This window comes from Psychrobacillus sp. FSL H8-0483, from assembly GCF_038637725.1.
Classification (GTDB): domain Bacteria; phylum Bacillota; class Bacilli; order Bacillales_A; family Planococcaceae; genus Psychrobacillus.
This window is the reverse complement of record NZ_CP152052.1, coordinates 1,538,299-1,565,195: the sequence shown is the minus strand read 5'-3', so window position 1 is coordinate 1,565,195 and position 26,897 is coordinate 1,538,299. Positions and strand designations below refer to the sequence as shown.

The 26,897-nt window shown below is 36.4% G+C and carries 32 protein-coding genes; 6 read left to right on the top strand and 26 right to left on the bottom strand.

The genetic code is table 11. From position 1 onward, the window contains the following. Positions 1-100: 100 nt before the first annotated feature. The 3 genes from MHB48_RS07290 to MHB48_RS07280 are packed head-to-tail and all read right to left on the bottom strand — an operon-like array spanning position 101 to position 2,452. Positions 101-1,060, bottom strand: coding sequence for a D-alanyl-D-alanine carboxypeptidase family protein (locus tag MHB48_RS07290; RefSeq protein ID WP_342600829.1), 960 nt, complete (start codon positions 1,058-1,060; stop codon positions 101-103). Positions 1,061-1,113: 53 nt separating this feature from the next. Then, positions 1,114-1,701: an SMC-Scp complex subunit ScpB gene (scpB, locus tag MHB48_RS07285; protein ID WP_342600828.1), complete on the bottom strand. Its 588-nt coding sequence runs from the start codon at positions 1,699-1,701 to the stop codon at positions 1,114-1,116. Further along, complete coding sequence (locus MHB48_RS07280) at positions 1,673-2,452, bottom strand: segregation/condensation protein A (protein ID WP_340919460.1); 780 nt, start codon at positions 2,450-2,452, stop codon at positions 1,673-1,675. The genes scpB and MHB48_RS07280 overlap by 29 nt, the downstream gene beginning before the upstream one ends. A gap of 55 nt (positions 2,453-2,507) precedes the next feature. Between MHB48_RS07280 and MHB48_RS07275 the strand changes: the two genes are divergently transcribed. Next, positions 2,508-3,011: a DUF309 domain-containing protein gene (locus MHB48_RS07275; protein ID WP_342600827.1), complete on the top strand. Its 504-nt coding sequence runs from the start codon at positions 2,508-2,510 to the stop codon at positions 3,009-3,011. Positions 3,012-3,016: 5 nt separating this feature from the next. Here MHB48_RS07275 and MHB48_RS07270 read toward each other — a convergent pair whose 3' ends face one another. From MHB48_RS07270 to MHB48_RS07215, 12 genes are all read right to left on the bottom strand, one after another. Continuing rightward, complete coding sequence (locus MHB48_RS07270; RefSeq protein ID WP_342601322.1) at positions 3,017-3,376, bottom strand: GNAT family N-acetyltransferase; 360 nt, start codon at positions 3,374-3,376, stop codon at positions 3,017-3,019. A gap of 299 nt (positions 3,377-3,675) precedes the next feature. After that, positions 3,676-4,992 (bottom strand): diaminopimelate decarboxylase, encoded by a 1,317-nt coding sequence (gene lysA / locus MHB48_RS07265; RefSeq protein ID WP_342600826.1) that lies wholly within the window; start codon positions 4,990-4,992, stop codon positions 3,676-3,678. A gap of 69 nt (positions 4,993-5,061) precedes the next feature. Further along, positions 5,062-6,480: a spore germination protein gene (locus tag MHB48_RS07260; protein ID WP_342601321.1), complete on the bottom strand. Its 1,419-nt coding sequence runs from the start codon at positions 6,478-6,480 to the stop codon at positions 5,062-5,064. Between the two features lie 26 nt (positions 6,481-6,506). Next, positions 6,507-7,295 (bottom strand): SigF/SigG family RNA polymerase sporulation sigma factor, encoded by a 789-nt coding sequence (locus MHB48_RS07255; RefSeq protein ID WP_342600825.1) that lies wholly within the window; start codon positions 7,293-7,295, stop codon positions 6,507-6,509. Then, positions 7,295-7,741 (bottom strand): anti-sigma F factor, encoded by a 447-nt coding sequence (spoIIAB, locus tag MHB48_RS07250; protein ID WP_340919452.1) that lies wholly within the window; start codon positions 7,739-7,741, stop codon positions 7,295-7,297. Before spoIIAB ends, MHB48_RS07255 begins: the two co-directional genes overlap by 1 nt. Continuing rightward, complete coding sequence (locus MHB48_RS07245) at positions 7,731-8,087, bottom strand: anti-sigma factor antagonist (RefSeq protein ID WP_340919450.1); 357 nt, start codon at positions 8,085-8,087, stop codon at positions 7,731-7,733. The genes spoIIAB and MHB48_RS07245 overlap by 11 nt, the downstream gene beginning before the upstream one ends. Positions 8,088-8,296: 209 nt before the next feature. Continuing rightward, positions 8,297-9,601, bottom strand: a complete 1,305-nt coding sequence (locus MHB48_RS07240; protein WP_342600824.1) for a pyrimidine-nucleoside phosphorylase — start codon at positions 9,599-9,601, stop codon at positions 8,297-8,299. Positions 9,602-9,617: 16 nt separating this feature from the next. Beyond that, entirely contained in the window at positions 9,618-10,796 is a 1,179-nt protein-coding gene (gene deoB, locus MHB48_RS07235; protein WP_342600823.1) for a phosphopentomutase, read from the bottom strand. A 72-nt stretch (positions 10,797-10,868) separates the two neighbouring features. Beyond that, complete coding sequence (gene xerD, locus MHB48_RS07230) at positions 10,869-11,771, bottom strand: site-specific tyrosine recombinase XerD (RefSeq protein WP_342600822.1); 903 nt, start codon at positions 11,769-11,771, stop codon at positions 10,869-10,871. A gap of 168 nt (positions 11,772-11,939) precedes the next feature. Beyond that, entirely contained in the window at positions 11,940-12,380 is a 441-nt protein-coding gene (locus MHB48_RS07225; RefSeq protein ID WP_342600821.1) for a Fur family transcriptional regulator, read from the bottom strand. A gap of 85 nt (positions 12,381-12,465) precedes the next feature. Then, a complete protein-coding gene (locus MHB48_RS07220) occupies positions 12,466-12,933 on the bottom strand; it encodes a hypothetical protein (protein ID WP_342600820.1) in 468 nt (155 codons plus the stop codon). A gap of 49 nt (positions 12,934-12,982) precedes the next feature. Beyond that, complete coding sequence (locus tag MHB48_RS07215; protein WP_342600819.1) at positions 12,983-13,531, bottom strand: NUDIX hydrolase; 549 nt, start codon at positions 13,529-13,531, stop codon at positions 12,983-12,985. Positions 13,532-13,687: 156 nt separating this feature from the next. On the opposite strand from MHB48_RS07215, the gene MHB48_RS07210 reads away from it, so the two are divergent. After that, the gene (locus MHB48_RS07210; RefSeq protein WP_342600818.1) at positions 13,688-14,590 is read left to right on the top strand and encodes an aldo/keto reductase; all 903 of its coding nucleotides are present in this window, start codon (positions 13,688-13,690) and stop codon (positions 14,588-14,590) included. Between the two features lie 291 nt (positions 14,591-14,881). Here the strand turns inward: MHB48_RS07210 and MHB48_RS07205 are convergent, their stop codons facing one another. The 3 genes from MHB48_RS07205 to MHB48_RS07195 all read right to left on the bottom strand — a co-directional run bounded on the left by MHB48_RS07205 (position 14,882) and on the right by MHB48_RS07195 (position 17,339). Next, positions 14,882-15,226, bottom strand: a complete 345-nt coding sequence (locus MHB48_RS07205; protein ID WP_342600817.1) for a hypothetical protein — start codon at positions 15,224-15,226, stop codon at positions 14,882-14,884. Between the two features lie 502 nt (positions 15,227-15,728). Continuing rightward, on the bottom strand, positions 15,729-15,989 hold the full coding sequence (locus tag MHB48_RS07200; protein WP_342600816.1) for a YqkE family protein: 261 nt from the start codon (positions 15,987-15,989) through the stop codon (positions 15,729-15,731). Between the two features lie 168 nt (positions 15,990-16,157). Further along, on the bottom strand, positions 16,158-17,339 hold the full coding sequence (locus tag MHB48_RS07195; protein ID WP_342600815.1) for an acetyl-CoA C-acetyltransferase: 1,182 nt from the start codon (positions 17,337-17,339) through the stop codon (positions 16,158-16,160). 183 nt (positions 17,340-17,522) lie between these two features. Between MHB48_RS07195 and MHB48_RS07190 the strand changes: the two genes are divergently transcribed. Together MHB48_RS07190 and MHB48_RS07185 are read left to right on the top strand one after the other, a co-directional pair. Beyond that, positions 17,523-18,419, top strand: coding sequence for a hydroxymethylglutaryl-CoA lyase (locus tag MHB48_RS07190; protein ID WP_342600814.1), 897 nt, complete (start codon positions 17,523-17,525; stop codon positions 18,417-18,419). An 11-nt stretch (positions 18,420-18,430) separates the two neighbouring features. Next, complete coding sequence (locus MHB48_RS07185; RefSeq protein WP_342600813.1) at positions 18,431-19,360, top strand: alpha/beta hydrolase; 930 nt, start codon at positions 18,431-18,433, stop codon at positions 19,358-19,360. A gap of 214 nt (positions 19,361-19,574) precedes the next feature. Here MHB48_RS07185 and MHB48_RS07180 read toward each other — a convergent pair whose 3' ends face one another. The 5 genes from MHB48_RS07180 to MHB48_RS07160 all read right to left on the bottom strand — a co-directional run bounded on the left by MHB48_RS07180 (position 19,575) and on the right by MHB48_RS07160 (position 23,292). Further along, positions 19,575-19,793 (bottom strand): YneF family protein, encoded by a 219-nt coding sequence (locus tag MHB48_RS07180; RefSeq protein ID WP_342600812.1) that lies wholly within the window; start codon positions 19,791-19,793, stop codon positions 19,575-19,577. Between the two features lie 150 nt (positions 19,794-19,943). Beyond that, positions 19,944-21,944, bottom strand: a complete 2,001-nt coding sequence (tkt, locus tag MHB48_RS07175) for a transketolase (protein ID WP_342600811.1) — start codon at positions 21,942-21,944, stop codon at positions 19,944-19,946. An 87-nt stretch (positions 21,945-22,031) separates the two neighbouring features. Next, a complete protein-coding gene (locus MHB48_RS07170; protein WP_342600810.1) occupies positions 22,032-22,265 on the bottom strand; it encodes a DUF896 domain-containing protein in 234 nt (77 codons plus the stop codon). A gap of 65 nt (positions 22,266-22,330) precedes the next feature. Continuing rightward, positions 22,331-22,978, bottom strand: coding sequence for a recombinase family protein (locus MHB48_RS07165; RefSeq protein WP_342600809.1), 648 nt, complete (start codon positions 22,976-22,978; stop codon positions 22,331-22,333). Next, positions 22,975-23,292: a LysM peptidoglycan-binding domain-containing protein gene (locus tag MHB48_RS07160; RefSeq protein WP_342600808.1), complete on the bottom strand. Its 318-nt coding sequence runs from the start codon at positions 23,290-23,292 to the stop codon at positions 22,975-22,977. The genes MHB48_RS07165 and MHB48_RS07160 overlap by 4 nt, the downstream gene beginning before the upstream one ends. A 177-nt stretch (positions 23,293-23,469) precedes the next feature. Between MHB48_RS07160 and lexA the strand changes: the two genes are divergently transcribed. Together lexA and MHB48_RS07150 are read left to right on the top strand one after the other, a co-directional pair. Then, positions 23,470-24,090 carry a transcriptional repressor LexA gene (lexA, locus tag MHB48_RS07155; protein WP_340919415.1) on the top strand — a complete coding sequence of 207 codons (621 nt, stop codon included), beginning with the start codon at positions 23,470-23,472 and terminating at the stop codon, positions 24,088-24,090. A gap of 295 nt (positions 24,091-24,385) precedes the next feature. Then, positions 24,386-24,598, top strand: a complete 213-nt coding sequence (locus tag MHB48_RS07150; RefSeq protein ID WP_342601320.1) for an excalibur calcium-binding domain-containing protein — start codon at positions 24,386-24,388, stop codon at positions 24,596-24,598. Between the two features lie 436 nt (positions 24,599-25,034). Here MHB48_RS07150 and MHB48_RS07145 read toward each other — a convergent pair whose 3' ends face one another. From MHB48_RS07145 to MHB48_RS07135, 3 genes are read right to left on the bottom strand one after another with little or no spacing between them, the layout of a single operon-like run. Then, positions 25,035-25,460 (bottom strand): OsmC family protein, encoded by a 426-nt coding sequence (locus MHB48_RS07145; protein ID WP_342600807.1) that lies wholly within the window; start codon positions 25,458-25,460, stop codon positions 25,035-25,037. A 19-nt stretch (positions 25,461-25,479) separates the two neighbouring features. Beyond that, the gene (locus tag MHB48_RS07140; RefSeq protein WP_342600806.1) at positions 25,480-26,226 is read right to left on the bottom strand and encodes an amino acid ABC transporter ATP-binding protein; all 747 of its coding nucleotides are present in this window, start codon (positions 26,224-26,226) and stop codon (positions 25,480-25,482) included. Between the two features lie 13 nt (positions 26,227-26,239). Next, positions 26,240-26,881, bottom strand: a complete 642-nt coding sequence (locus MHB48_RS07135; protein WP_342600805.1) for an amino acid ABC transporter permease — start codon at positions 26,879-26,881, stop codon at positions 26,240-26,242. Positions 26,882-26,897 lie beyond the last annotated feature (16 nt).

The following is a 26,897-nucleotide window of genomic DNA, read 5'->3' as shown; positions in this document are numbered from 1 at the left end:
CACCTCGTCCATTCTTTCCAGTTACATGACTGAATTATGTCACACTTTCCAGCAAAATAAAAGAAGACAGTCTTTTGTAAAAACTGTCTTCCAGATTATTCTACTTTATTTTCTTCACATTAAAACGCAGAGCGACTTGATTGTCTATTGTAACGTTCCACAAATATGGATTTTTTACACTGGCTTTTCGAGGAATTAACAGCACATTATTTACCTTTTTTTGTTCTTCTTCATTTAACAATAAATAATAATCCTTATTGACTTCAATTATATCCTTTTGAAAGAGGCGATACTTCCCTTTTTCTACTACTTTTACGACATCATAGTTTTGGAAAATTTGTTCTGCAAGAGCGGTATGAGTAGCCCAGTCATTTGAATGATTTAAAGTGACAACGATCACTTCTTTTTCTTTATCCTTAAAGTAAGTGACGAGCGTACGCCCTGCTCTTTTCGTATATCCAGTTTTTCCTGCAACTGCGTGATCATTTTCATGCAATAATCTATGCTTATTACGCCAAATAACAGCGCGTTCTTTTGGTTTAAAGGTTTTGGCTGATGCAATTTTGTTAAACTCCTCATTTTGTAGCGCCAAACGGAACATATTTGCCATATCTAATGCAGAGGCATAATGATCATCATGATGGAGTCCTGATGGATTTGTAAAGTGTGCATTCTCTAATCCTGCAAGCTGTATTTTTTCATTCATCATTTTTGTAAAGCCTTCTAGTGATCCCCCTGTATGTTCCGCAAGGGCATATGCAGCGTCATTTCCAGATTGCAAAAGAAGACCATGCAATAACGAATTAACTGTCCACACTTCCCCAGCTTGTAAATACAAAGAAGAACCTTCTTGAATGGCAGCATTAGAAGAAATAGTTACTTCTTCATCCAACGAAGCGTTATCAAGCACCGTTAATGCAGTCCAAACCTTTGTAAGGCTCGCTATTGGCAGTTCCGCATCTACATTGCTTCCTTCTAATAATCTGCCTGTTTTTGCATCAATTACTGCATATGAAGAGGAAGCCTCCGCATCGTTAACGTTCCAAATCAAAAAAAACAAAAATAGAATCAGCGCTTTTTTATAAATAGAAAATACTCCTCTTTATATTATTTCTATCCTTCAAATGCTTCTTGAAACTTCGTCATAAAAAGATCCGTGTCTTCCATCTCATCTACAGCTACATCCTCCGGTAATGGTGGAAGTCCATGAATATCTTTTAAACCAAAATATTGAAGAAATTCATTTGTTGTACCATACAAAATAGCTCTGCCTGTTCCCTCTGCGCGTCCAACCTCTTGAACAAGCCCTTTAGCAGACAATGTATGTATTGGTCGTTCGGACTTCACTCCACGAATATCTTCAATCTCCACTCTTGTAATCGGCTGTTTATAGGAGATTATCGCCAATACTTCCAGAGAGGCTTGTGATAGAGATTGCGTCGTAGGATTTTCTACTAATTTCTGAATACATGCAACATTTTCTTCTTTTGTCACAAACTGAAAAGTACCTGCTAGTTGCTTAATTTGTATTCCTCGATTTTCATTGTCTTCATAAGCCATTATCATATTATCTATAGCTTCTGCTACTTGTTCTTCCGTTGATTCTGTTAAAAAAGCTAGCTGCTTTTTTGTTAAACCATCTTCTCCACTTACAAAAAGCAAGCTCTCTATACTACTCTTCAATTTCGTCTTCGAATTCACTACCTATATCTTCCTTTCGCAAGTGAACAAATAAATCTTCAAAATTACTTTTTTGCTCCACTTGTACAATCTGACGTTTCATAAGCTCGAGCAAAGATAGAAACGTCGTAACTATCGTAGTTTTATCTCTTGTTGGAAAAAGCTCGTAAAAAGATAATCTTCCCCCACTTTGCTTGAGTGTGGCAATGACATTTTTCATTTGATCTTTTATCGATACTTCTTGTTTACTAATTCGTGTATGGAGCGGAGCGTTCAATTGTTTTCTTCGAAGCATTTTTTGAAATGCTCCAAGCATGTCATACACATTGACGTCAAGTTCAAATAAGGCAAGTTGTTGATTACTTTGGTATCCACTTAAATCTGTAGGTGGCCGTGTGTAAAAGAGATTACGAGTTTCCTCCATCTCTTGTAAACTATTAGCAGCTTCTTTGTACTTTTTATACTCTATTAATTTGAGTACTAACTCGTCCCGCGGATCATTCAAGTTGATATCAAAATCATCATCCATCTCATCATCTTGATGAATGGGGAGAAGCATTTTACTTTTAATGGACAATAGCGTAGCGGCCATTACTAGATATTCACTTGCTTCGTTAAGCTCTAAAACTCTCATAGCATGTATATGGTCCATATACTGTGTTGTTATTTCTGCCATTTTAATATCATATATATCTATTTCCAAACGATTTATTAAATGCAATAATAAATCGAGAGGCCCTTCAAATGCTTCTGTTTTTACTTCATAAGACATAAAACTCCACCTATTATTCGGTTTTTAACACTATTATAGAGGAAAGGTGATTGTATTGCACCCCACATTTCATCCTAGTTTTGTTCATTTTTTAAAAGAATTTAATGACACATACGATTATTTTGAATGCCATGAGCTATTAGAGGATTATTGGAAAGAAATTGCTCCCAGACAAAAGAGCCATCCACTAGCAGCACTCATTCTATTATCAACATCTATGTATCATTGGCGTAGAGGAAATAATACCGGAGCGATTAAAACAATGTCGGGCAGTATTAATCGACTGGAAAAAACAAGACAGTCCCCTTTCTATGAAACGATTAATTACACAAAATTGATGCATGATGCGACAAATGCTCTTCGCTTGATGAGAGAAAATAAAGCATTCTCAAAATTTCATATTGAAATTGAAAATGTACAGCTACTTTCTTTAGTCAATGATATGGAAGTAGAAAACAGAGAAGATTTACATTTTCTTATTCATAAGCATATGCTTCGAGATCGATCAGAAATACTGGAAGAACGAGAAAAACAGAAAAAAAGAAGAGATGACTTATAACAAAGTCAATCCTCTTCTTTTTCTATTTGGCACTTTTCGAAGAAAGGTTTTATTTCTTCCGACGGTTGAATAGACGAAGTATGTAAAATGTTTGGCAACGTTTGAATCATTTCTTTTCCAATTCCTTCTCCACGATGGGAGGGACTAACTGAAATATGCTGAATGATTCCAATAGTTTCATCCACACGAACACCAATAATCCCAATAAAATCCTCTTCTTCTTTCCATACAAACAAATGCCATTCTGGATTTGTCTCATACTGATGAATGGTTTCTAATAATTTTTTCATATCTTTTTCTTGAGGCATAAAAGAAAGAAGCCCCATAGAAATCTTCTCAAATGCTTTTTTATAACGAAGTAACATATTTTTAGACCCTCTTTTAATTTCATCAAATACGCCTTGGCGTATTTGAGCAAGATCTTGCATCATGCTTCTTCCACAATGAACTATCTGCGGCATCCACCGGAGGCTTTAACTTATTTCATTAGAAGTAGCTTCTTCAGTTGCATAAGGTTAAAAAGAACTTTTTAATCGTACACGACATTTGTCCAAATTACAAATTAGCATTTGGAGCAATGAAGAGCCAATAAATTAATCCCCAAATAACCCCTGTTAAGAAAATAATGGAAAATAAAATGACATTTAACTTTTTCAACCTAACTTCACCCCTTTTCCAATGTGAAGGGAAGGTCAAGTTGAACGATGTCTTCCAAAGTTTCTCTTCTTACAGCTAATTGATGCTTTCCTTTTTCTACAAAGACAACAGCTGGTCTAGCTAAACGATTATAGTTGCTTGCCATAGCATAGCCGTAAGCTCCAGTACAAAACATTGCTAAGATGTCCCCAGGTTCTGCTTTTGGCAATGATATATTATCAATCAGCTTATCCCCAGATTCACAACATTTCCCTGCAATTGTATAGTCTTCTTCCCTTTGTTCGTCCATTTTATTTGCAATAACGGCATCATACACTGCGCCATACAAAGCTGGGCGAATATTATCAGACATGCCTCCATCCACAGCTAAATACTTGCGAACATCTGGCACTTCTTTTTCAGATCCGATTGTATACAGAGAGGTTCCTGCATCCCCTACCAGCGAGCGGCCTGGTTCTATCCAAATTTCAGGCATAGCAAACTGTGTTTCGGCTACCAAATCCTTAACAACAATGATCATTTCCTTTACGTAAACGGATGGCTCTAGAGGCGTATCTTCCTTCGTATATTTAATACCAAAGCCACCACCTAGATTTAAAACAGTACATTGGAATTGATAATTATTAAACCATTCAAACATTTTCTTGATCAGTTTTTCAGCTGCCACTTTAAAACCAATTGTTTCAAATATTTGTGATCCAATATGACAGTGTAAACCAAGTAATTGAATCCATTCATCTTGATACACTTGCTGGAAAGCAAGATCTGCTTGTCCGTTCATTAAGTCAAAACCAAATTTTGAATCTTGTTGACCTGTTGTAATATAGTCATGGGTATGTGCTTCGACACCTGGGGTTACTCGTAGCAAAATATTCACTTTTTGGTTATGTTCTTTAGCTAATTTTTTTAATAACTCAATTTCATAAAAATTATCTACTACGATACATCCAATTTTATGCTCGATTGCCAATAATAATTCATCTTTACTTTTATTATTTCCATGAAAATGAATTCGGTCTACTGGATATCCAGCTTTTATAGCTGTAAAAAGTTCACCTGCAGAAACTACATCTAACGATAAATTCTCTTGTTTCATCACTTGATACATTGCAATACTTGAAAAAGCTTTACTTGCATACGCTACTTGCGCTTTAACATTCTGTTCTTTAAACGTGTTAATAAATGCACGAGCTCGTTCTCTTATAAGAGACAAATCGTATACAAATAGCGGAGTACCGTAGGTTTTTGCTAGTTCTAAGCTATCCATTCCACCTATTAAAAGGTGCCCTTTTTCATTTACTGCATGCTCTGATACCATCACCATGTATCTCGCCTCATTTCCTCTATTCCTATATGAACTTTACCATATTAAATGAGGAAATTGCAATTCTATTCAAGACCTTTTACGAACAGGTGATCTTGTAATAAACGGGCGCTTCGCATCCACAGGCATAGGAAAACGGATCAGTGTTCGCATAAATGCAGTTGGGAAAAAAGGAAGGACAGGCCACAAATAAGGCACATTTAAAGGTCTTACAGAACACACATACCAAAGTAAACATACCGACGATATAAAAAATCCGTTTGCTCCAAAAGCTGCCGTGCTTAGTAAAATAAACGTTCTAAAAATTTTAGTTGTAATGCTCAGTTCATACGATGGAATAGAGAAAGTAAAAATTGCTGTTAGTGCTGTATACAATATTACTTCTGAAACAAATAAACCTACATCTACCGCCATTTGTCCAATGACTAGGGCTGCGATAATTCCCATTGCCGTAGACAAAGGAGACGGCGTATGAATGGCTGCTAATCGTAAAAATTCAATTCCGATATCTGCAACAATTATTTGGATTAAGAGTGGGATTTCGCCCATTTCTTTTGGTCCCAAAAAGTCAAGTGCTTTCGGTACAAACTCTGGATACTTGGATAACAGGTACCAAAAAGGTAATAAGAATAAACTTAAAAATACACCAAAAAAACGAATCCATCGAACTATTGTTCCAATAGCAGGAGCTTGTCGATACTCTTCTGCATGTTGCAAATGGTGAAACAGTGTAGTTGGCACAATAATTGCCGATGGAGAAGTATCCACTATAATTAAAATATGACCTTCTAATAGATGAGCAGCTGCTATATCTGGTCTTTCTGTAAAACGAACAAATGGCAGTGGATGAAACCCTTGCTTAAATAACCACTCTTCTATTGCTTTATCAGTCATAGTTAATCCATCGTGCTTAATTTGTTTCAATCTTTTTCGAATTTGAATTAAATTATCATCATTCGCAATACCTTTTATATACGAAATAGCTATATCTGTTTGACCTAAGTTAGTCACCTGATGTAACTCAAAACGTAAATTAGTGTCTCGGATTCTCCTTCTAACGAGGGCTGTATTTTGTACGATATTTTCCGTAAAGCCATCTCTAGAGCCTCTCACTACTTTCTCATTATCCGGCTCTTCCGGATTTCTTCCAGGATAATGACGGACATCTATTGTATATACAGATCCATTATTTAAAATAAAAGTTACTTGTCCACTTAGTAGAGCAATAAGCCACTTTTCTTTTGAATCATATTTTGTAATAGAATAATACGGGAAGTAATGCTCCATAATTTCATTTTCATCTATTTCTTCTTCCGTAAATCTCCTTTGCGTATCCGTTAGTAACTCAGTTAAAACTAAGCCGTCAACTAATCCATTAATATAGACAAGTAATACCGGAAACTCATATAAATGAGTATGCAGAGTTCCAAAATCATAGGACTCATTTACTCCAAACTTTTCCTTCAAAAAATTTTCTGCTTCTGTCATACTTTTAAATAATGATTTCGTTTCAATCACCTATCTTTAGCTTTTGAATTATTAGCAAAACCTACAGGTACTAGCCAAGTCTTTAGCTGAGTTAGAATTTTTTTCTCTAATCTCGATACTTGTACTTGAGAAATACCTAATCTTTCTGCAATATCACTTTGTGTACAGTCTAAGTAATAACGTAAATAAATAATCATTTGTTCTCTTTTTTCAAGTTTTTCTACCAATTCTCTGAGAGGTATATGGTCAAAGGACTTTTCTGATCGTTCATCTTTCATTTGATCCATTAATGTTAGTGCATCCCCACTTTCATTCTCATAGAGTTGCTCTTGTAAGGATGCTGGGTCTCTCAATGCGTCTGCGGCCATCACAATTTCTTCTCTAGAGACTTCTAATATACTTGCAAGTTCTAAAATAGTTGGCTGACGTTCATGCATTTTTAAAAAATCGTCCGTTGCATGACGAATTTTAAAATTTAATTCACGAATAGAGCGGCTTATTTTCACCATTCCGTCGTCTCTTAAAAATCGCTGAATTTCTCCAATAATCATCGGAACCGCATACGTAGAAAACTTTACCTCATAAGACAAATCAAACTTATCAACCGACTTCATTAGACCGATACAACCTATTTGAAACAAATCCTCTAAATCCGCTCCTCTGGAAGCAAATCGTTGAACAATGGACCAAACTAATCTTGTATTACCTTCAATCATCTGCTGTCTTGCAAGTTTATCCCCAGCTTGCGATAGAGCTATGAGTTCCCTCATTTTCTCTTGCGTCAATAAAGTAGTCGGCTTATTATTATTCATCATTAGACGATCCTACAAGATTCTTGAATTGGTACAAATTTCTTCGTAATAGTTACAGTCGTCCCCCTATCAGGAATTGAGTATATCTCCACATCATCACTAAAACTTTCCATAATCGTAAATCCCATACCCGAACGTTCTTGTTCTGGCTTAGTTGTAAAAAGAGGTTCACGCGCTTGCGTAACATCTCGAATTCCACGACCATAATCCACGATGGAAACTACAATATCTCGATTTGTTCTTTGTGCATGAATTTCGATCTTACCAACTCCATCCTCCTCATAGCCATGTACAATAGCGTTTGTTACTGCTTCCGAAATCACCGTTTTAAATTCAGATAGTTCTTCGATTGTTGGATCTATTGCCGCGATAAAACTAGACATAACCATTCTTGCTAATGCTTCATTCTCGCTTTTGGCAATAAAAGATAGTGTGATCTCATTGTCCATAAACAATTCCTCCTAATTTTGACATTATTTCAATTTCTGACTCGCTATAAATATATGGGCTTAACCCCGCAAACTGAAAAATTTTACGCATGGTTGGTGATGGATTCACAATGATAGTTTGTCCATCTATTGGAGCTAGTTCTCGCATTCTACCTAGGATAAGTCCTATTCCTGAGCTATCCATAAAATGCAAATCTTTTAAATTCCAAACTATTACTTTAATAGAACCATTTTTAATCATTGGAACTATCTCGTTTCGGATATCATTTGTACTATGATGGTCTAGCTCACCTTTTAATCGAATAATAATAATTTCGTCTCCAACTTTTTCTACTTCATGAATCATAAAATCGCCTCCTCTGATAGCGCAATTCCACATGAACAGGTTTAATTCCTTGCGCTTGACAAAAGTAGAAGAAATCATTGTTTATTAGTCGATTTTCGACAAAGGGCTGTTCACTTAAAGTATGGGAATCTTTATTATTTTTTAATCAAAAAATAGACATCTCATAAAAGTTTTTATAAACCTTTACGAGATGCCTATTTATATAATGTTTATTCTGTAATTATTTCATAAATTAAAGGAGGAGCTTCTTTTCTTGTAGATTCTATTTCAATAAATTGAGTCAATTTATTCAACACTTCCTCTACATTCTCCGAATTTGCATGTATAGTTGCAAGTGATTCACCTTTTTTAACAGAATCTCCAACTTTTTTATTTAGCTTAATCCCTACTGCTAAATCAATTTCAGATTCCTTTGTTGCTCGTCCTGCACCTAATAACATTGCAGCAGTACCAACTTCATCTGCTTCCATAAATGTTACGTAGCCATCTTTTGAGGCTGGCACTTCAAATGTATAAGCTGCTTGTGGAAGTAATGACACATCATCCACAATTTTTTCATTTCCACCTTGCCATTTGATAAACTGTTTAAAGATTTCTAGAGCCGAACCATCTTTAATTACTTGAAGCAACATTTCTCTTGCTTCTTCTAGTGTATCCGCTTTCTCTCCAACGACTACCATTTGGCTGCCAAGGGTCAAACAAAGCTCAGTTAAATCTTTTGGTCCATTTCCTTTTAACGTATCAATTGCCTCTATGACTTCCAAGGAGTTTCCAATCGCGTTTCCAAGAGGTTGACTCATATCAGAAATAATGGCCATTGTTGTTCTTCCAACATTATTTCCGATTCGTACCATCGCTTTTGCTAATGCACGTGCATCTTCTGTTGTTTTCATAAATGCGCCGTCACCAGTTTTCACATCTAAAACGATCGCTCCTGCTCCTGCTGCGATTTTCTTACTCATAATAGAGCTCGCTATTAAAGGAATACTGTTAACAGTAGCAGTCACATCACGCAGCGCATACAATTTCTTATCCGCTGGCGTTAAATTTCCACTTTGTCCGATTACGGCAACTTTTATCTCATTTACTTGTTTAACGAATTGTTCAGATGTAAGCTCCACATGGAAACCTTCAATTGCTTCTAACTTATCAATGGTTCCTCCAGTATGACCTAACCCACGTCCACTCATTTTAGCAACGGGAACACCACATGCTGCTACTAGCGGCCCTAGAACTAACGTAGTCGTGTCACCGACTCCACCAGTGGAATGCTTATCAACTTTGACACCTTCAATCGCAGATAAATCAATTTGCTCTCCAGAGTTCACCATTGCTAAAGTTAAATTAGCTCGTTCATCGTCATTCATATTTTGAAAGAAAATGGCCATAAGAAGCGCGCTCATTTGGTAATCTGGAATCGTATTATTCGTGTATCCAGTTATAAAGAATTCAATCTCCTCTTTTGTTAAAGGATGACCGTCTCTCTTTTTTTCAATAATATCAATCATTCTCATTGCTTAACACGCCCTTTTATTTTAATAAAGATAGAAAACTATCTCCAAATGCTGTTTTTGCTACGCCAAAATTTTCAGAAATTGTCGCACCAATATCCGCAAACGTTGTGCGAAGAGGTAATTCTGTTATTTCGTTAAATCTTGGAGAATATACAGTCAGAGGAACATATTCACGTGTGTGATCTGTTCCTGGCATCGTCGGATCATTTCCATGATCTGCTGTAATAATTAACAAATCTTCTTCTGTTAACTTAGGTAAAACTTCTTTTAATCGGGCATCAAACTCTTCTAATGCTTTACCATATCCAATTGGATCACGACGATGTCCAAATAACGCATCAAAATCGACTAAATTTATAAAGCTAATTCCAGTAAAATCCTTATCTAATGTGGCGATGAATTTATCCATCCCATCCATGTTATCTTTCGTTCTTTCGGCAGAAGTTATACCTTCTCCATTGTAGATATCATGTATCTTACCGATTGCAATAACATCTAGTCCAGCATCTTGTAATTCATTCATAGCTGTACGGCCAAATGGTTTTAATGCATAGTCGTGACGATTTGAAGTACGAATAAAGTTTCCTGGTTCTCCAACGAAAGGACGAGCGATAATTCGGCCAACTAAAAACTCATCTGACAATGTTAGCTCACGAGCAATTTCACAAATTCGATATAATTCTTCTAATGGAATAATCTCTTCATGCGCAGCAATCTGTAAAACAGGGTCAGCAGATGTATACACAATAATAGCGCCTGTTTGCATATGCTCTTCCCCAAGTTCATCCAAAATTTCTGTACCACTCGCTGGTTTATTTCCAATAACTTTACGACCTGTTTTCTCTTCTAATGCTTTTACTAATTCTTCTGGAAATCCATTCGGATATACTTTAAAAGGTGTATGAATGTTTAGACCCATAATTTCCCAGTGGCCAGTCATTGTATCCTTCCCAACAGAAGCTTCTTGCATTTTCCCATAGTACGCTGTGGGCTTATCAGCTGGAAGAATGCCTTTGATCGTGTCAATATTACCTAATCCTAATTTTTGCATTACCGGCATATGAAGACCGTTCATTTGTTCTGCAATATGTCCTATAGTATGTGAGCCTACATCACCGAAAGCTGCTGCATCTGGAGCTTCTCCAATGCCAACAGAATCCATGACGATAACATGTATGCGCTTAAATTTGTACATTTTATTCCCTCCTACTATTTTCTTCTAGTTTACCAAAAAAATTAATAAAGTACAGGTCAGACCTCGGACAAATTATGCACGAGGATGAAATTGTTTGTATACTTCTTTTAACCTTGTCTTACTTACATGTGTATAAATTTGAGTAGTAGCAATATCTGCATGCCCTAGCATTTCTTGAACCGCACGTAAATCTGCTCCATTTTCGATTAAATGAGTAGCAAACGTATGTCGTAGCACATGAGGGGTTATATCTTTTTGTATACCGGCATTTAATGCGTGCTTATTTAATAATTTCCAGATTCCTTGTCTTGTTAAACGCTTCCCTCTTTGATTGACGAATATTGCATCTGTACGCTCACTAGATTTTAGTAGTTTTGGTCTTGCTTCCTCAATATATTGAGTACATGCACGAATAGCAGCACCACCTAAAGGAATGATGCGTTCTTTGCCGCCTTTACCGAATACTCTCACAAACCCCATCGTTAAGTGTAAATCTTCTAAGTTTAAACTTAAACACTCACTAATACGCATACCACTCGCATACATTATTTCAAACATAGCTAAATCTCTCACACCTTGTGGCTTTGATAAATTGATACTACTTAGTAGATTATTAAGTTCGTCAACAGATAAAAAGTTAGGTAATTTTTGTTCTAGTTGGGGAAGTTCCAAATGGATCGTTGGATCTTTACTCGTCACTTTCTCACGCAATAAAAATTGATGAAAGGAACGAATGGATGATATATGTCTGGCAATTGTTCGAGCAGACTTACCTTCTTCTTTTAGTTTTCGAAGATGGACAAGGATATGCTGACGCTCTACCACATCTAGCTTATGTAATTGCTGTGTTTCTAGTATAGATTTTAAATACTCTGTTAAATCTTTTTTGTAAGAAACGAGTGTGTTATTTGCCAATTGACGCTCAATACGTAAAAAATGTAAATAGTCCTCTAAGTGAAGTAACCCGTCTTTCAACCTAATACCTCCCGATTAAAAAAAGGATAGCAGATAGCTATCCTTTTTTTATTATTTGGCTTTGTGAAACGATAAGTTGTTACCTGCCGATAATTCGCTCGCTTTCCGCGGATTTTCGGCACAAAATATATTCTTCTAAAAAACAACAACCTAATAATACAGAGACTATTATTTATCTTGGCAACGATGACATATACCGTGAAAAGTTAATCGATGATCCTTAATAATAAAGTTCCATTTTTTCTCAACAATAGCTTCTACGTCTTCTAATAAATCTTCCTGTATTTCGTCCACTGCACCACATTCAATACAAACAAGATGATGATGAAAATGAGCTGCACCTTCTTGTCGTAAATCGTAGCGTGATACGCCATCTCCAAATTGAATTTTATCCACAACATTCAATTCATTTAATAATTCTAATGTACGATAAACTGTAGCAAGTCCTATCTCAGGGGACTTCTCTCTAACTAGTAAAAATACATCCTCTGCACTCAAATGATCCTCTTCATTTTCTAGCAAAACTCGGACTGTCGCTTCACGCTGTGGCGTCAGTTTATAGCTCGCACCAGATAATTGTTTTTTAATACGATCAATACGGCTCTCCATGTGACGCCTCCTTAACTTCCTCCATTATACCAAGAATTGAATTCTCATTACAAGAGATTCAATCTATAATAATTATTAATAAGTACTAATTATTAAATAGTATAAATGGCATTAAGAAGAACTCTATAATAATAACGATTATATAGAAGGACAGCGCGAATAAATTAACCCGATTTGCTAGAGCTAGAAGAAGGATACAATAGACTAATTGAAATGGGAACCACCAAAATACATATGGAAATGTAGAGTCTTGTGATTGAAGCAAATAACTAGAGCAGAAACCGTAAAATGTAATTTTAAAAGCACAAATAACTAAGATGAGTTTTCGCAAATAACGGTGTTGATAAAACAAAAAAAATACGACTGCGATCATCAAATGAGGAAAAATAGTTTCTAGAAAAGTAGGTTGTTCTACTAATAGAACACGTGCGTCCAAGAGATTAATAATCCATTGCTGCTGTTCTGGTGTGCTTTTTTCAAACAAATATAATCCGCCGATAAAACTAATAACAAGTACGCATAGTGAAATGAAAATAGTATAAGACTGGTTCAAATTGGAACACCCCCTATCTATTTTCATCATATGCTTGTACTAGTTTAAATCATGCCAATTTTAAATAATCTTTTAACCAAAGAAATGCAAAAGCTGTTTTCGCATCATAGACTTGTTTATTAGCAATTAAACCTTCCATTTCTTCCATAGAAACATGCATTAACTCAACAAACTCATCCTCATCTAGATCTGCTTTTACTGTCATTTTCTCTATATTCTCTGCAAAATAGAGATGTATAATCTCATCTGCAAACCCAGGAGATGTGGCAAAAGATTGAACATATTGCAGCTTACTAGCGGTATACCCGGTCTCTTCTTCCAATTCTCGGAGTGCAGTTACTTCTGGCAGTTCGCCAAGTTCCATTTTCCCAGCAGGAATTTCTACTAAGGAACGTTCTAACGCTTTTCGATATTGTTCTACTAAGATAATCTTTTTATCTTTCGTCAAAGCAATAACAGCTACTGCTCCCGGGTGTTTCACAATCTCTCTGTTACTAGTTTTTCCGTTTGGGAGTAAGACTTCATCCACTTGTAAGGTGATAATTCTCCCTTTGTATATAAGATCAGATTGAGTAGTTTTTTCCTCAAATTTTTTCATTTCTATCTTCCTCTCCTATCAAATGTATCTCGAAGTATTGCATCAGATTAAGTAAATCTATGCAATCCCCAGAAACTTCTACCCTATACCAACCCTAGTATAAGGTTGAATCTATATAGTACTAATTGTAACATGGAGTAAAGGACGTGATGAATCTTGAAAACAAGACAATTAGGAAAAAGTGATATATATGTTTCGGAGATTGGGTTAGGTTGTATGTCGCTTCCAACAGATCAAAAAAATGCAGATAAAATTATCCATACAGCAATCGATAACGGAATTACTTATTTTGATACAGCAGATTTATATGATAAAGGTGAAAATGAACAGATTGTCGGAAATTCCTTCAAAAACAATCGACAGAATATTATCCTCGCAACGAAAGTCGGCAATCGCATGAAGGAATCAGGAGACGGCTGGAATTGGGATCCATCGAAGAAATGGATAACTGCAGCAGTTCACGAGTCATTAAAGCGTCTTCAAACTGATTATATAGATGTGTATCAATTACACGGAGGAACAATGGAAGATGATGTCGATGAAGTGATCGATACGATGGAATCACTGAAAAAGGAAGGACTTATCCGCGAATATGGTATCTCTTCTATTCGACCAACTGTGATTAATCGCTTTTTACAAAAAAGCAATGCTGTCTCCGTTATGATGCAATATAGTTTACTAGATAGAAGACCAGAAGAATGGTTTTCATTACTAGAGAAGAATGACGCTTCCTTGTTTAGTCGCGGAACCCTGGCTAAAGGATTATTAACTGCAGATGGGCTAAATCGCGCGAATAAAACCAATGAATATTTGTCATATTCTAATGCGGAATTAATGGAGACTATCGAACAATTACAATCTTTAAATGCCCCTATTACTTCCGTTGCACTTAAGTATGTATTACAAAGAAAAGTGACAGGTTCAATGATAATTGGTGCAAGTAGTAGAGAACAGCTTCTAGAATCCATCGAAGCATACAATGTGCATGTTTCGGAAGACATATTGCAAAAAGTTAACCAGATTACGAAACAAGATGTATATACAGAGCATAGAGTTTAAACATTTTTCACATGGTATTAAGCTCCTAGCGTGATGTCGCTAAGAGCTTTTTGTCGTTTACCAGAAATCTTATATTTTACACGGAATAAAGTATAGTTGATTTCCGCTATAGGCGGACGCTTTCCGTGGGGTGAGCGATAAGCCATCACCGCCGCTCACGCGTCGTTTGTGATGGCTTATCTGCCTCACTCATCCCGCTGGAGTCGCCGCCTGCCACTTCAATCAACAATGTGATAAACGTTGTTTTTTAATGACAAAGTATTATTTATGAAATTAACTCAATAATTAATTCTATTTATGGTTAGTGCTCTTTTTTGGGTTGGCTTGCGGTTCTAAACGGTTAAGGACTTGCTCTAACAATTTGTTGAACTTATCTATGTCTGGGCTTGTTTGAGCCTTCTTTAATTCATCAATTTGACTTTGCAGGTTTTGCAGTTCTTGTTGCTGCTGTTGGTCGGCAATATTACTCTCTTCAATTGCAATTGCTCCTCCAATTGCTTGCATCGTATCCCCTAATGTGGATACAACTGTACCCCAAAGAGCGAGCAAAGGTCCAAAGTTTTGTGAACTGTTATTATTACTCGAATTATTGTTATTGTTATTAATATTGCCAATAAACGGGTTTTGAAAACCCAATGTTATCTCCCCTTTATTGTATGATCGCCCATGTATAATTTACCTATTAATTACTATATGCTTATTCTGCCCAATGACTTGGGAACTTTTATTATTCTCCCAAAATACCAAAAATAAATGACCTATCTACTTTTGCAGATAGGTCATTTATTCGCTCTATATTTTGTTTTTATTTCATCAAAAAGACCATTTACCATATCTTATCGCTTTTTGATTAGGCTCTGTTAAAAGATCATGTTGTTAGCTACCGAAAATCAGCTCGCTTTCCGCGTTCGAACGGTCAAGCCCCCTCAGTGCAACAGGATGTTGATCACAGCGCCCCTTCTACGTCGAATGGCGTTGCCGACAGACGAAAATCGGTTTCCACATGGTGGAAACCGATTTGTTCCTACAAGCCCGTTATGGGGTCTTGGCAGCCCATTTTTCCGCAGGAGTCTCGTAGATTTTCAACACAAAATGTATTCTTCTAGAAAACTATAGTCTAATTTAACAGAGCCATTGATTAAAACTTTGAACCACCATAACCATATTCATCCAGTAGTTCTTCAAATGATTTATTTTTTTCTTTTTGCTTCTTCTCAAAAGCCAATTGTGCTTGTCGCTCTTCCTCTTTCTCTTGCTCCACTGCCATTAGTTGTTTCTTTGTCTCTTTTAGTTTAGCAAGTACATCAGATGAAAGTTGATCGAATAGACCGTTCCCTTCTTCCTTTGGAGTAGAAGGTTTTACTTGTCGCTGTTGTTGTCTCTGTTTTTTCTTCGCCAAAATGTTCACCTACTTTAGTAAAAATATAAGAAAGTATAACCTTCTTCCTTAGTTACTGTCTAGTTGCAGCGCCTAGCCCCTCGAGGTCAAATGCCAATTTTCTGCTTGCGCAAGTTCGTAGCAGTAGAACGTTTCTTGTCGATGCTTAGCAAATCTCTTCCGCTTTTCTTATCGTGTAACGATTGTTGCTACTCCTTGCCCACCACCGATACAAAGTGTTGCAAGTCCAGTTTTTGCATCCTGTTTCTCCATTTCATGGAGTAAAGATACAAAAATACGTGCTCCACTTGCACCAATTGGATGGCCTAAAGCAATAGCACCACCGTTTACATTTAGTTTATCATGATTAAACACTAGTTCTCTATCAACAGCAATCGATTGGGCAGCAAAAGCTTCATTTGCTTCAATTAAATCAATATCCGCAAGTGAAATTTTTGATTTGTTCAAAACTTTTTTCACTGCTTCCACTGGTCCGATTCCCATAATACTTGGATCTACACCGGCAGATGCATTTGCAACGATTGTCGCAAGAGGTTTTAATCCTAACTCATCTGCTTTCGCTTTAGACATCACGACTACTGCAGCGGCTCCATCATTAATACCAGAAGCGTTTCCTGCAGTGACAGATCCATCCTTTTTAAATGCTGGACGAAGACCACTTAATTTTTCTTGCGTGGAGTCTTTTTTCGGATATTCATCCGTATCAAATATGATTGGATCGCCTTTTCGCTGTGGAATTTCTACAGGGACGATCTCATCCTGAAATTTTCCTTCTTCAATCGCTGTTGCTGCTCTTGCCTGTGAACGTGCAGAGAATGCATCTTGCTCTTCTCTTGTAATGCTATATTGATCACATAAGTTTTCGGCTGTAATTCCCATATGATAATCATTAAAGGCGCACCATAAACCATCTGAAATCATGCTATCCACAACTTTTTGATCGCCCATACGGAAGCCATCTCTCGCATTTTTTAATAAATAAGGAGCTTGGCTCATGTTCTCCATTCCACCTGCTACAATAATATCTGCATCACCAGCAATAATTGCTTGAGTTGCGAGATGAATTGCTTTTAAACCAGAGCCACATACCTTATTAATGGTAAGTGCCGATACAGATTGTGGTAAACCTGCTTGAATGGACGCTTGTCTTGCTGGATTTTGCCCAAGACCTGCTTGAAGGACATTCCCCATTATCACTTCATCTACTACTTCCTTTGACACCCCAGCTTTTTCCAACGCTTTTTCAATTACTATTGCCCCTAATTTTGTTGCAGGTACATCTTTTAACGCACCTTGGAATGACCCAATTGCAGTTCTTACTGCACTAACAATCACTACTTCATTTGTCACGTTAATTCCTCCTCATTTTCCCCTAAATTCAAATCCTATTTACCTTATTTACTCCTACGCCAAGCTCGACACAGTCTCAAATCTGTGATATCTACTGTAGGGTTTAATCTTATTCTATTAATTTAGAATAAAATTTGCTTGTTTAACCATCCATTCCTTACAATATAAGAGGGAGGGATGATTATGTTTAGTTTACCAAATAAAGTGACAATTATCGAGGTAGGACCGAGAGATGGACTACAAAACGAGAAAAATGAAGTGCCTACAGAGGTAAAATTAGCGTTTATTGAAAAACTCCAATTGGCTGGGGTGGAAGAGATGGAATTGACCTCATTTGTATCACCAAAATGGGTTCCACAAATGAAAGATGCCCAAGAAATTGTTGCTAACGCTAAAAAAGTAGGACGACAATTTGTATTAACACCAAATGAAAAAGGTGTCGAACTTGCGATTCAAGCTAACGCTAGCAGCTTTGCTGTTTTTGTTGGGGTATCTAATAGCTTTAATAAGAAAAATATTAATAAAACAACGCAAGAAAGTATGGATGAACTTCAACCAATTGTGGGAAAACTACTAGAACAAGGGAATTTTGTACGTGCATGCATATCTACAGCTTTTCATTGTCCATATGAAGGAGCAATTGATTCCAAAAAAACAATCGAATTATGTAGAAAGTTTGTTTCTTGGGGTGTAAACGAACTAAGTGTTGCGGATACAATAGGAATGGCAAATCCAAAAGAAAGTTATTATCTATTTGATGCCTTACTAAAAGAATTTCCAAACACACTTATTACAGCTCATTTCCATGATACTCGAAAAATGGGACTAGCTAATATTTTGGCTGCACTTCAAGCTGGGGTTAACCGATTTGACACCTCTACCGGTGGATTGGGAGGTTGTCCTTTTGCCCCTGGTGCGACTGGAAATGTAGCAACCGAGGATGTTGTGAATATGCTAGAACAAATGAATATTGAAACGAATATTGACCTCGATTTATTAATAGAAGCTGTAGATACAATAGAACCATTTGTATCTCGCCCAATTGAAACGGGGATGTATAAACTATCCAAAAGCAAGTAGGAGTTGAGAGAATGAAAAAAAGAGTAATCATTTGGACGAGTATTTTTACAAGCGTTCTTACAGCAATGGCTACTGTTTTTGGTTTTTTTGTGACGAATAAGCTAATGTATATGAAGAAAAAAGAATATGACTTTATCTTAAATCGAGAAATTACCTCAAAACGATTAGACGAAGTATGGTATAACACTGTCAATAAAACAGAACAGTGGATCGAGTCTAAAAATGGGTACTCGTTAAAAGCAATTTTTCTAGAACCATTACAAACAAACAATTACGTTATTATTTGTCATGGAGTGACCGAAAACAAAATCAATTCCCTTCGATTCGTTCGGATGTTTGAGAGATTGGGCTTTAACACTGTGGTGTACGATCATCGTCGACATGGAGATTCTGGAGGAAAAACAACAAGTTTCGGTTTTTATGAAAAGATAGATTTACAATCCATTTTAGAAGCAGTAAGAGAACGTGCTGGAGAACAAGCTATTATAGGAATCCACGGGGAATCTATGGGTGCAGCAACTACTCTTCTTTATGCTGGGTCCATAGTAGATGATGCGGATTTTTATATTTCTGATTGTGCTTTTTCAGATTTTGAAGACCAGGTGTATCATATTATGACACAAACTACCCCAATTCGTTCTAGTCTTGCTATTCGTTTCGCAAATTTATTTTTAAAAATACGTGATGGCTATACGTTAAATCTCGTATCACCAATTGACGTAGTAGATAACATTGAAAAGCCTGTGTTATTTATTCACAGCTTACAGGATGATTTTATTTTACCTAAAATGACGAAAGATTTATACGAGAAGAAAAATGGCCCGAAAAAGCTTAAACTGTTTGAGATTGGCGAACACGCTAAGTCTTTTAATGAGAATAGCGAGGAATATGAACAAGTTGTTGCAGATTTCCTTCTAGAAAATAATTTATTAAATAAATAGGCGCTGTTAAATTACATTGTTGACATCTAGTTAGAATCCGCTTACTTTCCGCGGGCGAGCCGACAAGCCTCCTCGGCTGCGCCTACGGGGTCTTGTCTTTCTCGCTTTCCCGCAGGAGTCTGCGCGATTCTACCGCCAATTATATGCTAAAAGCAACAGTAAAATATAATAGCGCTAAACAAATAAAAAAGCACTCAACTTCGAGTGCTTTTTATTATTTTTGCATTTTATTCATTTGATTCATCATTTGTTTTACTTGTTTTTCAGAAGGCTTACGACCCATTTGAGCCATCATCATACGAAGCATTTGTTCATTGATTGGTGGATTTTCTTTCAAATATTTCATCATATATTGACGTGCTGCAAAAAATCCAAGTGCTGCACCAGCGATTAACGCAACTACTACAATTATAATCCAAATCCATGTATCCATACTTTCTCCTCCTTTACGTTCTTGTCTACGTGTACAAGACACCAATGAAAATTATACTATAGATTCTGTATGCATTCTATATATAAATTCCAATAAAAAAGCAATTCGAATACTTTTATAGACAAGTATTCGAATTGCTCTTACCATTTTTTATTTTTGAAGTAAGTTTTTCATTTTAGAAACAACATTCTCTACAGAGAAGCCGTATTCTTTCATGACAATCTCACCTGGAGCACTTGCACCAAATTTATCGATAGCAATTACGTCTCCTTCAAATCCAACATAACGATGCCATCCTAGAGAAGATCCCATTTCAATAGCAAGACGTTTTGTTAAATGTGATGGTAATACTGATTTTTTGTAAGCTTCATCTTGATTCTCAAATAAATCCCATGAAGGCATAGAAACAACAGATACTTGAATTCCTTCTTTAGCAAGTTCTTGTTGAGCTTCTACTGCAAGACTAACTTCAGATCCAGTTGCAAGTAAGATTGCTTCAGCGTTCTCGTTTGGAGAAACAACATATGCTCCTTTAGAAACTCCTTCGCTTGCTTGCTCCACTGAACCTTTTAGTGTCGGTAAGTTTTGTCGAGAAAGAACTAGTACTGTTGGTTTATTTTTGGCAGATACTGCAAGTCTCCAAGCTTCTGCAGTTTCATTCGCATCAGCTGGACGAATGACCGATAAACCTGGCATAGCTCTTAAAGATGCTAAATGCTCAATCGGCTCATGTGTTGGACCATCTTCCCCTACTGCGATACTGTCATGTGTAAATACATAAGTAACAGGAAGGCCCATTAAAGCGGATAAACGAATCGCTGGACGAACATAATCACTAAAGACAAAGAATGTTCCACCAAATACATTTAAGCCTCCATGAAGAGCCATACCGTTCAATGCAGCACCCATTGCAAACTCACGTACACCGAACCAAATATTTTTGCCAGCATAATCAGTTGCAGAGAAATCTCCTGCATTCTTCATTGTTGTTTTGTTTGACCCTGCTAAGTCTGCACTTCCTCCAAAGAATGAAGGGAGATTTTGTGCTATAGCGTTAATTGCATCACCAGAAGCAGAACGAGTCGCATGAGAAGTTCCCTCTTCATACGTTTTTAACGCATCTGCAAAGTTTTCAGGAAGCTCTCCTGTTATTGCTTGTTTTAAGGTAGAAGCAAGTTCAGGAAATTCCGATTCATATGCATTGAAAGTTTCATTCCATGCAGATTCTTCCTCTACCCCTAAACGGTTAGCTGCTTGCTTGAAAGTTTCATACACTTCTTCAGGTACGTAGAAATCATTTTCAAATGCCCACTCATACGCAGCTTTTGCTAAAAGTGTTTCTTCTTTACCAAGTGGCATTCCGTGTGCATCTGATTTACCAGATCTGTTTGGAGAACCAAATCCGATTACTGTTTTTACTTCAATGATTGTTGGTTTATCATTTTGCGCTTTCGCTTTCTCGATTGCAGCAGAAATTTCAGTAATATCATTGCCATCTTTTACTAAAATATAATTCCATCCATAAGATTCAAAACGCTTCTCGATTTTTTCAGAGAATGATTTATGTAAATCTCCATCTAAAGAAATATCATTACTATCATACAACACAATCAGTTTATCTAATTGTAAATGTCCAGCAAGGGAAATAGCTTCCGCTGCTACGCCTTCCATCAAATCTCCATCACCACAAAGTGAATACGTATAATGGTCGATTATCGAATGTTCACCTTTATTATAAGTTGCCGCTAAATGAGCTTCAGCCATTGCCATCCCAACAGCCATTCCAATACCTTGACCTAGAGGACCAGTAGTTGCTTCTACACCAGCAGTATGCCCAAATTCTGGATGTCCAGGAGTTTTTGAGTCCCACTGTCTGAAGTTCTTAATTTCCTCCATTGGTAAATCATATCCACCAAGATGAAGCAAACTATAAAGAAGCATTGAACCATGTCCGGCAGATAATACAAAACGGTCCCGATTAAACCAATTTGGGTTATTCGGATTGTGACGCATATGTTTTGTCCATAATGTATAAGCCATTGGTGCTGCTCCCATAGGAAGACCTGGATGACCTGAATTCGCTTTATCGATCGCATCAATAGATAATGTACGGATCGTATTAATTGCTAGTAAATCTGATTGTAATGACATAAATGACATCCTCTCGAACAAATTTTTTTCTATAATACTAGTTTAGACAAGAATGTCTGTATTATCAATGGTTTCTGAAATGATTAATTAATTCAGAAATTTACCTTTTTTCGCTTGCTGTACTTTTGCAGGAGTAACATCATTTCCAGCTGGGTCAACAATTTTTACGCTCTCAATCGTGTCTCTCATAGTAGAACGAAATGTTTCTAGGTATTCTTTTCGTAACGCGCTTTGTTCTTTCGCCTCTTCTATAGATAGACCATTAGTTTTTGATTTTTTCGAAAGTTCACTAATACGTGCTAACTTTTCTTTACTTAACATAGTTCTCACCCTTTCATTTATTTCCTTATATAAAGGTAAGGAAAAAACACACAGAGTGCAAGTCTTTACTCTCCGTGTGTTTCAATAAATTCAATATATCTTCGATGAACGGTCGCTTTACTAATTTCAAACCCTAATCCTTTTAAAGTGGAGGATATTTCTTCATAAGTTAATCCTGCTCTACGAAGTCTTACAATCTCATCGACAGGTATATTAATACGTTCCCTTCCTTCTGGATTACCTCTTGTTTTTAAATTTTTCTCTGGACGGTACCCCTGAGAAATTGCTCTTTTCATGCCTCGTTTAATTTTGGCATTATGGAGCTTTCGTTGATATTCTTCCACCAATGCTAATATTTCTAAAAGCATAGTGTCCATTTCATTTAAATTTAAAACGCCCTTTTCTTGTAAAGTAAAAACAGATGTGTTTGTTTTCTGCAAAAGATGCAAAACAGCCATCCGACCATTCCCACGACCAATTCGAGTTTCATCTTGAACAAAAACAGCTTTAATATCATGTTCTTTTACATATGTAAGTAAATCAAGTAAACCATCACGGTCCATATCGTAGCCACTATGTTGATCAGTAAACACTTCAGCAACTTCATAGCCTTGTAGTGACGCAAATTCTTTTAGTTCTTCCTCTTGTCTTGATAATGATGTCTCTTGTGTTTCTTTCTCCGTGCTTACACGGCAATATATTACTGAGTTCATTTACCATCGCCCGCTATCTCTGTACCATAATCTAAATGATAATTTTCTTTTACCTGTGGAATAACTAAAGTATCTCCTGCTTTAATTTGGGCTGTTTGCAAGTTATTCATGGCCATTACTTTATTGATCCAAGCTTCTTGTGGCTCGTCAGCTCCAAATTTATTTGCAAGCTCCCACAATGAGTCGCCATGTTCTATTTTAATTTGATAATCTTCTTCTGTCGATAATGTATTTGAAATTAGGATTGTCACCATAAAAACAATGTTTAATCCTAAAAATAGCGCTATAAAATAATTTTCTTTCATCCAATTCATTATAAATCCCCCTAATTAGAATGTTTGTTCGGTATGTATGTTCTAATCATAAAACGAACACTTGTTTTTGTCAACGTTTTTTAGAACCTATGTTTGCATAATCTTTTAGAGACTGTTATACTACTATTAAGAAATATTCTAATAGGAAAAATTAATTAACAAAAAGAGGTGAACTCATTGAAAAAAGCATCTAAAAGACAAGAAGATATTTTAGCTTTTATAAAAGAAGAAGTTCGAAAAAAAGGTTATCCACCTTCCGTACGTGAAATCGGGGAAGCGGTAGGGCTTGCGTCTAGTTCAACTGTACATGGACATTTAGCTAGACTTGAAAGTAAAGGATTAATTAGAAGAGACCCAACTAAACCACGTGCAATTGAAATACTTGATGGTTTTGGAGTTACTGCAGAAAAACAAGGTGTGGTTCATGTTCCGTTAGTAGGGAAAGTAACTGCGGGTATGCCTATTACAGCAATTGAAAATGTAGAAGAATTCTTCCCTCTTCCAGAAACATTCGGTACTTCTGATGACAATTTGTTCATGCTCGAAATTATGGGTGATAGTATGATAGAAGCGGGAATTTTAAATGGAGATTATGTTGTCGTTAAACAACAGCAATCTGCTAATAATGGAGATATTGTAGTAGCAATGACCGAGGATGATGAAGCAACTGTCAAACGTTTCTTTAAAGAAAAATCATACTTCCGCTTGCAACCTGAAAATTCATCAATGGAACCAATTATCGTAAACCAAGTTTCGATACTCGGAAAAGTTGTAGGAGTTTATCGTAATATCCAATAATTTCGCTAAATCTTGACAAAATCACGTATTGTACGTATGATTACGTAGAGCCGATATCATATCTAAACGAAAAGTGGACATTTTCGTTTAGATCATCGAAAAACCCCTTTACCTTTATGGTTGAGGGGTTTTGTTTTTAGTAAAACACTATTTATTGGTAAATGAAACCAATTTTATATATAATATTTATTATTATAACGAGGGTGTTCTTTAAAAGGAATTTCCCTTAAAAGGAGATTTTTAATTGAAACGATTTATTCTAACACTATTTTCCACACTATTAATATTTGGATTAATGACAGTAGAACCTAAAACCACTGGTGCAGCTGAAAAAAACTATAAAAATTGTACCGAGCTAATCAAAGACTATAAAGGTGGAGTTGCAAAAGATGCCAAAGTCAAAAACAAAGGCGGTAAAACTAAAAATAAACCAACAGTATCTGCAGAAATTTACAAATTAAATGAAAGCAAAGACCGTGACAAAGATGGCATTGCATGTGAAAATTGATTTTTATAATCTTATCTGGTCTCACACGAATTAACGTAAATTCTTGCGAATCTACTTGTCAATCATTTATTAGCATTTACATCTAAAGTAAACTCCCTCATCCAACAAAATGAATGAGGGAGTTTTATTTATTAATTGAATCATTTTGATAATTCAAAATTTCACGAGAAAACACAAACAATACTAAATGAAACTAAAGAAATATAGGTCTACACGGAATAAAGTATAGTTGATTTCCGCTATAGGCGGACGCTTTCCGCGGGGTGAGCGATAAGCCATCACCGCCGCTACGCGTCGTTTGTGATGGCTTATCTGTCTCACTCATCCAGCTGGAGTCGCCGCCTGTCGCTTCAATCAATAAAATGATAAATGTTCGTATTTTAATGACAAGGTACTATTTATGAAATTAATTCAAATAATTGAGGAACTTATTAGTTTATTCTGGCATCTCTATTTCTTCACCATTTAAGATTAATCGATGCGTAATATCTGCTTTTAAAGAAGCAGAAACGGCACAATACTTTTCTTCTCCAAGTTTTATGGCACGTATTACTTTTTTGGCATCGATATCCCCTTTCACATCGAATAATAATTCAGCTGCTGTAAATGCAGTTGGCATTTCTTCTCGTCGTGTGCCAGCTACTGTAATTTCAATGAATTGAATCTTTTCTAAATGAGGTTTCAAGATCATCGTGATATCTATTCCGATACAGCCCGCTAAAGCACTTAGTAACATTTCTGTTGGTGTTGGCGCCTTTCCTTCCCCTCCATAAGTTGGTGTTGCATCCATAGTCATTGGATAACCTGAAGGACCTTTTGCTTCAAAAGCACGTCCACCTTGCCAAATTGCTTTTATTTCCATTTTAATAAACCTACCTTTGTTAGAATTCATTGACTTTAGCCAAAAATCGCTGAGCACGTTCTGTCGCTGGTTGTGCAAAAAATCCTTTCGGTTCTGAGTCCTCCACGATTTGTCCATCTGCCATAAATAATATTCGATCAGCGGCGTCTTGGGCAAATTTCATCTCATGCGTTACGATGACCATAGTCATTCCTTCATCCGCTAATTCTTTCATGACTTTTAATACTTCTCCCACAAGTTCTGGATCTAATGCAGATGTAGGTTCATCAAACAACATGATTTTTGGTTCCATTGCAAGTGCTCGTGCTATGGCAACACGTTGTTGCTGACCACCTGATAATTTTGAGGGATATACATCCTCCTTTTCTTCCAGTCCAACACGCTTCAATAATTGAGAGGCTGTTCCTTTTGCCTGTTGTTTGGATTGATTCTTAACAATGATTAATGCTTCCATAACATTTTCTATGACCGTTTTATGCGGGTATAAATTAAATTGTTGAAATACCATTCCTGTATCTTGACGAATCGCATGAATTGTTTTTTGACGTTCCTTTTTCTTATCAGTCGCTTGTAGTAGATGATTATTGACAGAAACAGATCCACCAGAAATTGTTTCAAGTCCGTTTAAACAGCGCAAAAAAGTACTTTTTCCTGAGCCACTTGGACCAATGATAGCGACAACTTGATGGGCAGGAATCGTCAATGAAATATGTTTTAATACCTCATGCTGATCATAGCTTTTAGATAAATCATTTGCTTGTATCACAACGTTCCCCCCTTTAGTAAACTGATAATCTTTTCTCTATTTTGTTTAATATAAATGTAAATGCTGTACTCATAATCCAGTACATCACAGCGATTGTTAAATAAAACGGCATATACACGTAGTATTGGGCTACTAATAACTGTGCCGAGCGCATTAATTCTGTAACAGCAATTACCGATACTAATGAAGTTTCTTTCAACATTCCTACAAATGTATTTCCAAGTGGTGGTATTGCTATACGAATCGCTTGTGGAATGACAATCCGTTTGATTGCCTGAGCTTCCGTCATTCCTGTCGCTAGAGCGGCTTCTGTTTGACCTGCTGGTACTGCTTGGATAGCTCCGCGGAATGCTTCCGATACATATGCACCAATATTAATACTTAATGCAATATAGGCTGCTGTAAGGGCATCCAATTCTATTCCATAATCTACAAGACCAAAATACACAATCACAATTTGCACTAGTGGTGGTGTTCCCCGAATAATCGATACATACACTCTCGCTATTGTACGAAAGAAACGATTGCCCTTTAAACGAGCAATCGCTGTAATCAAACCGATAATCAAGCCGAAAAACATAGATACCACTGTAATTAATAAAGTATAATACGCCCCTTTCAATAAAAAGGGCAGATTATCAATGATAATATCCATTTAAAATTCCAACCTT